Source organism: Rhodococcus sp. T2V (assembly GCF_029269925.1).
Taxonomy (GTDB): Bacteria; Actinomycetota; Actinomycetes; order Mycobacteriales; family Mycobacteriaceae; genus Rhodococcus_F; species Rhodococcus_F koreensis.
In genome coordinates this window covers 143498-156412 of sequence record NZ_JARJBD010000008.1, presented here as the reverse complement: position 1 = coordinate 156412, position 12915 = coordinate 143498, and the positions used below count along the sequence as shown (strand labels likewise).

The window sequence follows — 12915 nt, the reverse complement described above, 5'->3', positions numbered from 1 at the left end:
CGGGCCCGGAGGGCCTAGGCGTGGACGTGGAGAGGTTTGCCGGCCACTGCCAGCAGTGCCTCGCCGAGGGCCTCGCCCTGGGTGGGGTGGGCGTGCACGAACTTCGCGGCCTGGGCGGCGTCGATCCCGAAGTTGTACAGCAGCTGCGCCTCGCCGATCAGCTCGCCGACGCGGTCGCCGACCATGTGCACACCGACCACGACGCCGTCCGGCGCCGCCACGAGTGTGACCGCCCCCGACGTCTTGAGGATCTGACTCTTGCCGTTGCCGGCGAGGTCGTAGACGACCGTCCGGATCTCGTCGCCGAACTTCTCGCGCGCCGCGGTCTCGGTCAGCCCGACCGACGCGACCTCGGGGTGGGAGTACGTGACGCGGGGAATGCCGGTCTCGTCGATGACGTCCGGACGGAGTCCGGCGATCTCCTCCGCCACGAAGATGCCCTGCTGGAACCCGCGGTGCGCGAGCTGGAGTCCGGGCACGATGTCGCCGACCGCGAAGACGTTCGGCACGGTGGTGCGCAGCCGGTCGCTGGTGACCACGAATCCCCGGTCGAGGACCACGCCGGTCTCCTCGTACCCCATCGAGGCGGTGTTCGGACCGCGGCCCACCGCGACCAGCACGACGTCGGCGTCGAGCACGTCGCCGGAGTCGAGGGTGACGGTCACCGCGTCGTCGTCCTGCGCCACCTCGGTGACCCGCACCCCGGTCTTCGCGGCGATCTTGCGACGACGGAACGCCCGCTCCAGGTATTTGGAGACCGTCTCGTCCTCGTTCGGGACCAGCCTCGGCATCGCCTCGACGATCGTCACCGACGCGCCGAACGACGCCCACACACTGGCGAATTCGACGCCGATGACGCCGCCGCCGAGGATGATCGCCTTCTTCGGGACCGTCGGCAGCACAAGCGCCTGATCACTGGTGACGACCCTGCCGCCGATGCTGATGCCCGGCAACGCCTTCGGAGACGAGCCTGTCGCCAGGACGACAGCCCCGCCGGTGATCACCTCGCCGTCGACCTCGACACCGTTGGGCCCGACCAGCCGTCCGCGTCCGTTGACGACGGTGATGCCGTGGGAGTCGACGAGACCGTGCAGGCCCTTGTGCAGGCGGGTGACGATGGCGTTCTGATAGCTCAGCACCTTTTCGAGGTCGACCCCGCCGAACGTGACGTCGACCCCGAACTGCGCGGCCGTGCGGGCACTGTCGGCGACCTCGGCGGAATGCAGCAGCGCCTTGGTCGGAATGCACCCCTGGTGCAGGCAGGTGCCGCCGAGTTCGTTCTCTTCGATCAGAATGACCGAACGGCCCAGTTCGGCCGAGCGGATGGCGGCCGCGTAGCCGCCGGAACCGCCGCCGAGGATGACGACATCTGCAGATCGGGACATGGGAACTCCTTGCTGGAACGGAAAGGGAATCGACATCAGAGGGCAGCGGTGGCGGCGACCGCTTCGGCGTGCAGGCGGCCCGCCCGGTAGGACGACCGCACGAGCGGGCCGGACAGAACGCCGAGGAATCCGATCTCGCGGGCGACCCCATCGAGCATCACGAACTCGTCGGGTGTCGCCCACCGCTCCACCGGATGATGCCGGGCCGAGGGCCGCAGGTACTGCGTGATCGTGATCAACTGGCAGCCGGCGGCGTGCAGGTCCCGGAGTGCCTGAATCACCTCGTCCGTGGTCTCCCCCATCCCGAGGATCAGGTTCGACTTGGTGATCAGGCCGTCCTCCCTGGCCCGCGTGATGACGTCGAGGGAACGCTCGTAGGTGAAGGCAGGCCGGATGCGACGGAAGATCCGGGGAACGGTCTCCACATTGTGCGCGAGTACCTCCGGGCGGGTGTCGAACACCTCGCGCAACTGCGCGGCGTCGGCATTGAAATCCGGGATCAGCAGTTCGACGCCGGTGCCCGGGCACAGTTCGTGAATCTGCCGGACCGTCTCGGCGTACAGCCAGGCGCCGCCGTCGGGCAGATCGTCGCGCGCCACGCCGGTGACGGTGGCGTACCGGAGGCCCATGGTCTGCACCGATTCCGCGACCCGCCGGGGTTCTCCTCGATCGAGGGCCGCGGGACGGCCGGTGTCGATCTGGCAGAAGTCGCACCGCCGGGTGCACTGGCTGCCGCCGATGAGGAACGTGGCCTCACGGTCCTCCCAGCATTCGAAGATGTTGGGACATCCGGCTTCCTGACACACGGTGTTCAGGTTCTCGCGTTCGACGAGGGCGGCGAGATCACGGTATTCGGGGCCGGTCCGCATCTGCACCTTCATCCACGACGGTTTGCGTTCGACCGGGGTCTGGGCGTTGCGGACTTCGAGGCGGAGCAGGCGGCGGCCCTCAGGGTGTGCAGTCATGTGGGGAACTCCTATGACCGGTCGAAACCGGTCGGTATGCGACCCCCGGCAGCACGGCACGAGGGAAAGTGAGGGGGAAGGCGAGCACACGACGACAACCGTTGTACTCGAGGCTGTCTGGGCTCTCACCGATCGGCGTGTGCGGTCACGTCCGAGCGAGGATCACTCGAGGATGCCAAACGACGAGGCGTTTTGGCAACATCGTCGCCCGCTCGGCGACCGGGACGGAGCCTGGGGAGACAAACCCGCCACGCCTGTGTACTGTTTGGCCAACCACAACTGAATACGCCGTTGACGCGCAGCGGGAGAACCTCCTTTTCGGAGGCGCCGTAGGAGCAACTTCCTCCCCGGGAATCTCTCAGGCCCCAGTACCGCAGCGTAGAGGCAACTCTGGAGAACAGAATCGGCCGCAGGCCGGTACTTACCGAAGGTGAAGAGCACGCCGCTCATGCGGTGCGCCCAAACTCTCAGGTTTCAGGACAGAGCGGGGAGGTGCCCCCTTGTCGATGTCCGGTGCGGTCCGGACTCAACGAAACCGGAGTCACCTCGTGTCAGTCGAATCCCGCCACGTGCATCGCAGCGCGCCTCTCACCAGCGATTTTCCGTCACGCCACATCGGCCCCGACGCTTCCGCCACCCAGCGCATGCTCAGCGCCCTCGGTTACGACACGCTCGATCAGCTCATCGATGCCGCGGTTCCTGATCAAATCCGCAGCTCGGAGGCCATGGACCTGCCGGTGGCACGGTCGGAGCAGCAGGTGCTGTCCGACCTGCGCACGCTGTCGGAGCGCAACGAGACCCGCGTCCAGATGATCGGCCTCGGTTACCACGACACCATCACGCCCGCAGTTCTGCGCCGCAACATGCTCGAGTCGCCGGCCTGGTACACCGCGTACACGCCGTATCAGCCGGAAATTTCCCAGGGCCGGCTCGAGGCGCTGCTGACGTTCCAGACGGTCATCGAAGACCTGACGGCGCTGCCCCTCGCCGGTGCGTCCCTGCTGGACGAGGCCACCGCGGTGATGGAAGCGGTGCTGCTGATGCGGCGCGCGAACAAAGCGAAGTCCGGCACCAACAGGGTGGTCGTCGACGCCGACTGTCTGCCGCAGACCCTCGCGGTGGTGTGCGGCCGGGCCAAGTCGGTGGGCATCGACGTCGAGGTGGCCGACCTGACCGGCGGACTTCCGGACGGTGACCTGTTCGGCGTCGTGTTCCAGGCGCCCGGGGCCAGCGGCCACGTGCGCGATCTGGCCCCGCTCATCGCCGTCGCCCAGGAGCGCGGTGCACTGACCACGGTCGCGGCCGACCTGCTGTCGCTGACGCTGCTGACGCCGCCCGGCGAGCAGGGTGCCGACATCGCGGTGGGATCCGCGCAGCGTTTCGGTGTGCCGCTGTTCTTCGGCGGGCCGCACGCCGGGTACATGGCCGTGCGCGGCGGACTCGAGCGGATGCTCCCCGGCCGGCTCGTCGGGGTGTCCGTCGACGTCGACGGGAAGACCGCCTACCGGCTGGCACTGCAGACCCGCGAACAGCACATCCGGCGCGACAAGGCGACCAGCAACATCTGCACCGCGCAGGCGCTCCTCGCGAACGTCGCCGCCATGTACGCCGCCTACCACGGCCCGGAAGGTTTGCGCGCCATCGCGACTCGGGTACACGGACACGCGACGTCCGTCGCGGGCGGCCTCCGCACGGCGGGACACTCGGTGGTCCACGACAGCTTCTTCGACACCGTGCTGGTGCACGTTCCGGCCGGAGCGCGCGACGTCGTCGACCGTGCCGACCGCGCCGGCATCAACCTGAGGCTGGTCGACGCGGACCACGTCGCGGTCGCCTGCGACGAGTGCACCACCGACGAGATCGTCGACCGCGTCCTGGCCGCGTTCGGCGCCCGCGCCCAGGCGGGAACCACCTCCGCGCTGCCGCAGTCGCTGCTGCGCACGTCGAACTACCTACAGCACCCCGTGTTCCACGAGCACCGGTCCGAGACGGCAATGCTGCGGTTCCTGCGCGCCCTGTCGGACAAGGACCTCGCACTCGACCGCACCATGATCCCGCTCGGCTCGTGCACGATGAAGCTCAACTCCGCCGTGGAGATGGAGCCGATCAGCTGGCCCGGGTTCGCGAACATCCACCCGTACGCCCCGGTCGAACAGACCAGCGGCTACCTGCAACTCATCCGCGGCCTCGAGCGGTGGCTGGGTGAGATCACCGGATACGACCGGGTGTCGTTGCAGCCCAACGCCGGATCGCAGGGCGAACTGGCCGGGCTGCTGGCGATCAACGGCTACCACGACAGCCGCGGCGACCACGGACGGGACATCTGCCTGATCCCGCAGTCCGCGCACGGCACCAACGCCGCGTCCGCGGTGCTGGCGGGCATGCGGGTGGTCGTCGTCGCGACCGCGGAGAACGGCAACATCGATCTCGATGACCTGCGCGCGAAGATCGCCGCGCACGAGGGCACGATCGCCGCGATCATGCTCACCTACCCGTCCACCCACGGCGTGTACGAGAACGACGTGCGGACGGTGTGCGATCTCGTGCACGAGGCCGGCGGCCAGGTGTACGTCGACGGCGCCAACCTCAACGCGCTCGTCGGCCTGGCCCAGCCCGGGAAGTTCGGCGGCGACGTGTCGCACCTGAACCTGCACAAGACGTTCTGCATCCCGCACGGCGGCGGCGGCCCCGGCGTCGGACCGGTCGCGGTGCGCAAACATCTGGCGCCGTTCCTCCCCGGCAACCCGCTCGGCGGAGACCAACTCGGCACTCCGGTGTCGGCGGCCAACTACGGCTCCGCCGGCATCCTGCCGATCACGTGGGCGTACATCGCGCTGATGGGCCCGGACGGTCTGACGGAGGCCACCAAGTCCGCGGTGCTGGCCGCCAACTATGTCGCGAAGGCGCTCGACGCGCACTTCCCCGTCCTGTACACCGGACCCTCGGGTCTGGTGGCGCACGAGTGCATCCTGGACCTGCGTCCGGTCACGAAGGCCACCGGCGTGACCGCCGAGGACGTGGCAAAGCGGTTGATCGACTACGGTTTCCACGCCCCCACCCTGTCGTTCCCCGTCAGCGGCACCCTGATGGTGGAGCCCACCGAATCCGAGGATCTGGCCGAACTCGACCGCTTCATCGAGGCGATGATCTCGATCCGCGGCGAAATCGACCTGGTCGGCGACGGCGTGTGGCCGCTCGAACGCAGCCCACTGCGTCAGGCCCCGCACACCGCGGATCAGGTCACCGCCGACAACTGGGATCTGCCCTACCCGCGGCACCTGGCCGCCTTCCCCGTCGCGTCGCTGCGGGCAGGCAAGTACTGGCCCCCGGTACGCCGCATCGACGGCGTGCACGGCGACCGCAACCTCGTGTGCTCCTGCCCCGCGCCCGAGGCCTTCGAGAACACCACCGACATCAAACTGCCAATCAAAGCAAATTCCGGGGCCCTCGCCGAGACCCCCGAGGAGGCCTTCGCATGACCGTCACCACCACACCCGCGTCCCCGCTCCTGGGCGAGCACGGCGCTCTCGGAGCGCATTTCACCGACTTCGCGGGCTGGCAGATGCCGCTGAAATACGATAGCGAACTCGCCGAACACCACGCCGTCCGTAAGTCTGCCGGACTGTTCGACCTCTCGCACATGGGTGAGATCGCCGTCACCGGAACGGAATCCGGCGCACTGCTGGACTACGCGCTGGCCGGCGAGCTGTCGAAGATCGGTGTCGGGCGGGCCAAGTACTCGCTGCTGTGCAACGCGGACGGCGGCGTGATCGACGATCTCGTCGTCTACCGGCTCACGAACGAGCACTTCCTGGTGGTCGCGAACGCCGCGAACGCCCCGGCCGTGTACCGCGAACTGGCGGCACGCGCCGACGGTTTCTCGGCGACCGTCGACGACCAGTCCGCGGAGACCGCGCTGATCGCGGTGCAGGGACCGGCGGCCCAGGACATCGTGCAGTCGCTCGTCCCCGCCCCGCAGGTGGAGACCGTCGCGGAACTGAAGTACTACGCGGTCACCCGCGCGGTCGTCGCCGGCCTCGACGTCCTCCTGGCCCGCACCGGCTACACCGGTGAGGACGGCTTCGAGCTGTACGTGCCGAACGCACAGTCCGTGGCGTTGTGGCGCGCACTGCTGGCCGCCACCACGGAGCGGGACGGCGTCCCCGCGGGTCTCGCGTGCCGCGACACCCTGCGCCTCGAGGCCGGAATGGCGCTCTACGGGCACGAACTGACCCTCGACACGAATCCGTACGAGGCCGGTCTCGGCAAGGTGGTCCGGCTGAACAAGGAGTTCGTCGGCCGCGACGCCCTGCAGACGTTGTCGGAGCAGGCCCCGCAGCGGGTGCTCGTCGGACTCGCAGGCACCGGACGCCGCGCCGCCCGCGCCGAATACACCGTCCACGACGCGACCGGCGGAACGGCCGTCGGCACGATCACGTCCGGCGCCCTGTCCCCGACGCTCGGACATCCGATCGCGCTGGCGTTCGTCGACATCGCGTTCCGTGAGCCCGGCACCGAGCTGACCGTCGACATCCGCGGCAAGAAGGAACCGTTCGTGGTCACCCCCTCGCCGTTCTACCGCCGTTCCTGAACCCTCCCACTCCCTTCGGCCCCGAAAAGGTACCGCCATGTCTTCAGCAGCCTTCCCCGACGACCGCAGCTACACCGACGACCACGAATGGGTTCTGATCGCGCCGGGCGCCGATCTCCCCGACGAGCCCGTCCGCGTCGGCATCACGTCCGTCGCCGTCAACTCGCTCGGCGAACTCGTCTTCGTCGATCTGCCCGAGGTCGGGACGACCATCGTCGCCGGCGAATCGTGCGGCGAGGTCGAGTCCACCAAGACCGTCTCCGAGCTGTACCCGCCGGTCAGCGGCCGGGTGACCCTGATCAACGCTGCCGCCGTCGACGACCCCGGCCTGGTCACGTCCGACCCGTACGGGGAGGGCTGGTTGTTCGCCGTCCAGCCGTCCGCGGCCGGCGAGCTCCTCACCGCCGCCGAGTACGCCGAGAAGAACGGAGCGAACGCATGAGCGTCCTGAACCGTGACCTCGCGGACTTCGACCCGGATGTGGCCGCTCTGATCGGCAAGGAACTCGATCGTCAGCGCACCGGCCTGGAGATGATCGCGTCGGAGAACCACGCGCCGCTCGCGGTCATGCAGGCGCAGGGTTCGGTGCTGACCAACAAGTACGCCGAGGGGTACCCGGGGCGCCGCTACTACGGCGGCTGCGAGCACGTCGACTCCATCGAGCAACTCGCCATCGACCGCGTCAAGGCCCTGTTCGCCGCCGAATACGCCAACGTGCAACCGCATTCCGGTGCCACCGCGAACGCGTCGGTGATGCACGCGCTGATCGAGCCGGGCGACACGATCCTCGGACTGTCCCTCGCCGACGGCGGCCACCTCACGCACGGCATGCGGCTGAACTTCTCCGGCAAGCTCTACAACGTCGCCGCCTACGGGGTGTCCGAGCAGGACTACCTCATCGACATGGACGAGGTCGCGAAGGCCGCGCGCGAGCACCGGCCGCAACTGATCATCGCCGGCTGGTCGGCCTACCCTCGCCAGTTGGACTTCGCCCGCTTCCGGGAGATCGCGGACGAGGTCGGCGCCTACCTGATGGTGGACATGGCCCACTTCGCGGGCCTCGTGGCCACCGGATTCCACCCGTCCCCGGTGCCGCACGCGCACGTCGTGACGTCGACGACGCACAAGACGCTCGGCGGTCCCCGCGGCGGGATCATCCTGACGGGTGACGCGGCCATCGCGAAGAAGATCAACTCGGCGGTCTTCCCCGGCCAGCAGGGTGGGCCGCTCGAGCACGTGATCGCGGGTAAGGCAACGGCATTCAAGATGGCGGCCGAACCCGAATTCGCGGAACGTCAGGAACGCTGCCTGGACGGGGCGAAGGTTCTCGCCGAGCGCCTCAGCCGCCCCGACGTCAAGGAAGCCGGCATCAGCGTCCTCACCGGCGGCACGGACGTGCACCTCGTCCTCGTCGACCTCAGGGACGCCGACATCGACGGGCAGCAGGCCGAGGACCGCCTCGACGCGATCGGAATCACCGTCAACCGCAACGCCGTTCCGTTCGACCCGCGGCCACCGATGGTGACGTCCGGCCTGCGCATCGGCACGCCGGCACTCGCGGCGCGCGGTTTCGGCCGGGACGACTTCGTGACGGTCGCCGACCTGATCGCGCAGGCCCTCGTCGCACCCTCCGACGCGGACACGTCCGGATTGGCCGCCCAGGTCCGGGTCCTCGCGGACAAATACCCCCTCTACCCGGAGCTGTAGGGATGACCATCAGCGTCTTCGACCTCTTCTCCGTCGGCATCGGCCCCTCCAGTTCACACACGGTCGGGCCGATGCGGGCGGCGGGGACGTTCGTCGACGACCTCGGCGCACTCGGCGTTCTCGGGGACGTCGCCGGTGTCCGTGTCGACCTGTACGGCTCGCTCGCAGCGACCGGCGCGGGACACGGCACCATGTCGGCGATCCTCCTCGGCCTCGAAGGGTATCGGCCGGAGACCATCGCCACCGAGGAGATGGAGACGCGGCTCGACGAGGTGCGAGCGAGCCGGCGGATCCGCGTCGGCGGGACGGTCGACATCCCGCTCGCCGAGGACGAGATGGTGCTGCATCCGTTGACGGTGCTGGATTTTCACCCCAACGGCATGACGCTCACCGCCACCGGGGTGGACGGTCGCGAATTGCATGCGCAGACGTACTTCTCGATCGGCGGCGGCTTCGTGGTCACCGGCACCGAACCGGCTGTGTCGGTCGGTGCCGGCGCGAACGCGCTGTCGTTCGGGTCGGCTCGCGAATTGCTCGAACTCAGCGAGCACTACGGACTCGGCATCAGCGAGGTGATGCTCGAGCACGAACGGGCCCTCCGGCCCGAGTCGGAGGTCCGGGCGCGACTGCTGCACATCCGGGACGTGATGGTCGAGTGTCAGCAACGCGGCATCAGCCGGGACGGGTACCTGCCCGGCAATCTGCAGGTGCGCCGACGCGCCCGCGGCTGGTACGAGCGGCTGAACACGGAAGACCCCCACCGCGATCCCGCGTTCGCCGAGGACTGGGTGAATCTGGTGGCCCTCGCCGTCAACGAGGAGAACGCGTCCGGTGGGCGGATCGTGACCGCCCCCACCAACGGCGCGGCCGGCATCATCCCGGCGGTGCTGCATTTCGCGCTGCACTACACCGCCGTGGGGAAGGCGGATCCGGACGGCACGTCGGTGCGATTCCTGTTGGCGGCAGGCGCAATCGGATCCCTGTACAAGGAGCGGGCCTCGATCTCCGGGGCCGAGGTGGGCTGCCAGGGCGAGGTCGGCTCCGCGGCGTCGATGGCCGCCGCCGGTCTCGCCGAGATCCTCGGCGGCACCCCCGCGCAGGTGGAGAACTCGGCGGAGATCGCGATGGAACACAGTCTCGGTCTGACGTGCGATCCCATCGGGGGGCTGGTGCAGATTCCGTGCATCGAGCGCAACGCCATCTCGGCGGGCAAGGCGATCAACGCCGCCCGGATGGCACTGCGCGGCGACGGCACCCACCGCGTCAGCCTCGATCAGGTGATCGAGACGATGCGGGCCACCGGCGCCGACATGAGCTCGAAGTACAAGGAGACGTCTACCGGCGGTCTGGCCGTCAACGTGTCGGTGAACCTCGTCGAATGCTGACGCAGTGCCGGGGATCCGATCGGGATCCCCGGCACCGCGGTCATGCAGGTGCGGGCTGCAACAGACCGATCCGGTCGAATCGCGCCGCACGTTCGGAGAGTCGCTGGGTGGTGTCCGCCGCATCGAGGAGCGCCAGCTCGCGGTGGAGCACCGCACCGACCCGGGTGCAGAATGCCGTGGATTCCTCGGCTGCGTCGGGGAATTCGGGGATCACCTCGTCGACGATGCCGCTCGCGAGGAGATCGGACGACCGGATGCCCTGGCGGGCGGCCATGTCCGGCGCGTGCGCGATGTCGTGGTGCAGGATCGCGCTCGCACCCTCGGGCGGCAGCGGCGACAGCCAGCCGTGCTGGGCCGCGAGCACCCGGTCGGCCGGAATCAACGCCAGCGCGCCGCCGCCGGTGCCCTGCCCGAGCAGCAGGGAGATCGTGGGAACGTCGAGTGAGACCATGTCGGCGATGCAGCGCGCGATCTCGCCGGCGAGCCCGCCTTCCTCGGCCTCCTTCGACAACGCGGCTCCCGCGGTGTCGATGACCGTCACCAGCGGCAGGTTCAGTTCCGCCGCCAGCCGCATTCCCCTGCGCGCTTCCCGCAGGGCGGCCGGGCCGAGCGGCGACCGGGTGGTCTGCCCGCGACGGTCCTGCCCGAGCAGGACGCAGGGCATGTCACCGAACCGGACGAGGGCGAGGATCAGACCCGGATCGATCTCCCCCTGACCGGTTCCGTTGAGCGGGAGAACATCCGAGGCCGAATGGAACATCACGTCGCGTACCCCGGGCCGGTCCTCGCGTCGCGACGCGAGCACCGAGTCCCACGCGGGCACGTCCGGCAGACTCTCGTGCACGGCGGGGTCGGCGGGAGCCGGCCGGCCACCACGGCTGGAGGTGATGATGCGCAGCGCGCGGTCGACGATCTCGGCGAGCTGGTCCGGCGGCCGCACCGCGTCGATGAGTCCGTGCGCGTGGAGGTTCTCGGCGGTCTGGACACCCGTCGGGAACGGCGACTCGTACAGCGCCTCGTACACGCGCGGCCCGAGGAATCCGACGAGCGCTCCCGGTTCCGCGATGGTGACGTGGCCGAGTGATCCCCAGGACGCGAACACCCCGCCGGTCGTGGGGCTCCGGAGGTAGACGAGATACGGCAGGTGCGCCTCCTTGTGCTTGATCACCGCCGCCGTGATCTTGACCATCTGCAGGAAGGCAGTCGTCCCCTCCTGCATGCGCGTCCCACCCGAGGTGGGCAGGGCGAGCAGCGGAAGCCGCTCGTGGGTGGCGCGGCGGATCGCGGCGACCAGGCGCTCCCCCGCCGCCACGCCGATCGAGCCGCCGAGAAAACCGAACTCACAGACGAGGATTGCGGTTCGGCGGCCGCGGATGGTGGCGACTCCGGTGAGCACCGCCTCGTCGAGGCCGGTCTTCTCCTGCGCGCGGAGAAGCTCGTCCGCGTACTCGGAGTCCGCAGCGACCTGGATCGGCGGGGTGTCCCACGACTCCCAGGTGCCGGCGTCGACCACCAGATCGAGCAGTTCGGGAGCGGTCAGGCGCGCCATCAGCTGCATTCCTTCAGCCACGACATCACGGTGTCGTTGTCCGCGCCGAGGACCGGCGGTGCGGTGTGCCGGGTTTCGGTGACCTCGGTGCCGTCCGGTTCGAAGAACCGCAGGGGCGGGCCGGGCAGCGTGATGTTGCCGAGTGTGCGGTGGTCGACGTCGACGAGCAGCCCCTGCGACTTCGTCTGCTCCCATTCGTAGACCTCGGAGATGGTGCGGACGCGTCCCGCGGGCACCCCGATCCGGTCGAGTTCGATGAGGAGTTCGTCGCTCGTGTACGCGCCGAACGCGTCCTCGACCATCTCGAGGACCTGCTTGTGGTTCTCGACGCGTTCGGGATTGGTGGCCATGCCGGGGGCGTCGGGGTCGAGGTGGAAGCCCGCGCAGAACCGCTTCCACAGCCCTTCGCTGCCGACCGAGATCTGCACGGCGCCGTCGGCGGTGCGGAACAGTCCGTACGGGGAGATCGAGGGATGGTGGTTGCCCTGCGCCTCGCCGACCTCGCCTGCGACGGTCCACTTCGTCCCCTGGAAGGCGTGCACGCCGACGACGCTGGCCAGCAACGACGTTCGCACGACGCGGCCCCGTCCGGTGCGTTCGCGTTCCTGCAACGCGGCGACCACCCCGAACGCCCCGTACATGCCGGCGAGCAGGTCCGCGATGGGAACGCCGACGCGCTGGACGTCGTCGGGATTGGGTCCGGTCAGCGACATCAGCCCGGCCTCGCCCTGTGCGATCTGGTCGTAACCGGCGCGTCCGCCTTCGGGTCCGTCGTGACCGAAACCGCTGATGGACAGGACGACCAGGCGCGGGTTCAGTTCGGCGAGACGCTCGGTGGTGAACCCGAGCCGGTCGAGGACCCCGGTGCGGAAGTTCTCCATGAGGACGTCGGCCCGCCGGACGAGGGACTCGAGGGTGTCGCGTCCGTCTTCGGCCTTGAGGTCCAGGGTGATCGACTTCTTGTTCCGGTTCGTGGACAGGAAGTACGTCGATTCGCGCGGCGCGTCGGCGGGTTCGACGAACGGCGGCCCCCACCCGCGGGTGTCGTCGCCGCCGTGCGGGGTTTCGACCTTGATGACGTCCGCGCCGAGATCGCCGAGCATCATCGCCGCGTGGGGACCCGCCAGTGCGCGCGTCAGATCGACGACGACCACTCCTTGCAGCGGACCCGTGCGCTCCATCGTTTTCGTGGACATGTGAAACCACCGTTACTTCCTGGCGAGAGCCGCGAGAGCTGGACTGTTGGTGCAGTGACCTAGTGGACTAGCCAATTAAATGAAACATCTGATCCGACCGATGTCAAGAGCCGAGTTTTCGAGGTGGCGGGCCGGAC

9 protein-coding genes and 1 riboswitch are annotated in these 12915 nt (G+C 69.0%); of the genes, 5 read left to right on the top strand and 4 right to left on the bottom strand.

What is annotated here, in order from left to right:
* Window positions 1–14: 14 nt before the first annotated feature.
* Both lpdA and lipA read right to left on the bottom strand, forming a co-directional pair.
* Window positions 15–1385: a dihydrolipoyl dehydrogenase gene (gene lpdA / locus P3H15_RS10180; protein WP_276137108.1), complete on the bottom strand. Its 1371-nt coding sequence runs from the start codon at window positions 1383–1385 to the stop codon at window positions 15–17.
* A gap of 35 nt (window positions 1386–1420) precedes the next feature.
* Window positions 1421–2350 carry a lipoyl synthase gene (gene lipA, locus P3H15_RS10175; RefSeq protein ID WP_276137107.1) on the bottom strand — a complete coding sequence of 310 codons (930 nt, stop codon included), beginning with the start codon at window positions 2348–2350 and terminating at the stop codon, window positions 1421–1423.
* Between the two features lie 292 nt (window positions 2351–2642).
* Window positions 2643–2734: riboswitch (glycine riboswitch) on the top strand.
* A gap of 122 nt (window positions 2735–2856) precedes the next feature.
* Between lipA and gcvP the strand changes: the two genes are divergently transcribed.
* From gcvP to P3H15_RS10150, 5 genes are read left to right on the top strand one after another with little or no spacing between them, the layout of a single operon-like run.
* The gene (gene gcvP, locus P3H15_RS10170) at window positions 2857–5829 is read left to right on the top strand and encodes an aminomethyl-transferring glycine dehydrogenase (protein ID WP_276137149.1); all 2973 of its coding nucleotides are present in this window, start codon (window positions 2857–2859) and stop codon (window positions 5827–5829) included.
* On the top strand, window positions 5826–6941 hold the full coding sequence (gene gcvT, locus P3H15_RS10165; RefSeq protein ID WP_276137106.1) for a glycine cleavage system aminomethyltransferase GcvT: 1116 nt from the start codon (window positions 5826–5828) through the stop codon (window positions 6939–6941). Before gcvP ends, gcvT begins: the two co-directional genes overlap by 4 nt.
* A gap of 37 nt (window positions 6942–6978) precedes the next feature.
* Window positions 6979–7383, top strand: coding sequence for a glycine cleavage system protein GcvH (gene gcvH / locus P3H15_RS10160; protein WP_276137105.1), 405 nt, complete (start codon window positions 6979–6981; stop codon window positions 7381–7383).
* A complete protein-coding gene (gene glyA, locus P3H15_RS10155) occupies window positions 7380–8648 on the top strand; it encodes a serine hydroxymethyltransferase (RefSeq protein WP_276137104.1) in 1269 nt (422 codons plus the stop codon). Before gcvH ends, glyA begins: the two co-directional genes overlap by 4 nt.
* Before the next feature lie 2 nt (window positions 8649–8650).
* Window positions 8651–10033, top strand: coding sequence for an L-serine ammonia-lyase (locus P3H15_RS10150; RefSeq protein WP_276137103.1), 1383 nt, complete (start codon window positions 8651–8653; stop codon window positions 10031–10033).
* Between the two features lie 40 nt (window positions 10034–10073).
* Here P3H15_RS10150 and P3H15_RS10145 read toward each other — a convergent pair whose 3' ends face one another.
* Window positions 10074–11582 carry a carboxyl transferase domain-containing protein gene (locus P3H15_RS10145; protein ID WP_276137148.1) on the bottom strand — a complete coding sequence of 503 codons (1509 nt, stop codon included), beginning with the start codon at window positions 11580–11582 and terminating at the stop codon, window positions 10074–10076.
* Window positions 11582–12778, bottom strand: a complete 1197-nt coding sequence (locus P3H15_RS10140) for a CaiB/BaiF CoA-transferase family protein (protein ID WP_276137102.1) — start codon at window positions 12776–12778, stop codon at window positions 11582–11584. The genes P3H15_RS10145 and P3H15_RS10140 overlap by 1 nt, the downstream gene beginning before the upstream one ends.
* Between the last annotated feature and the right edge of the window lie 137 nt (window positions 12779–12915).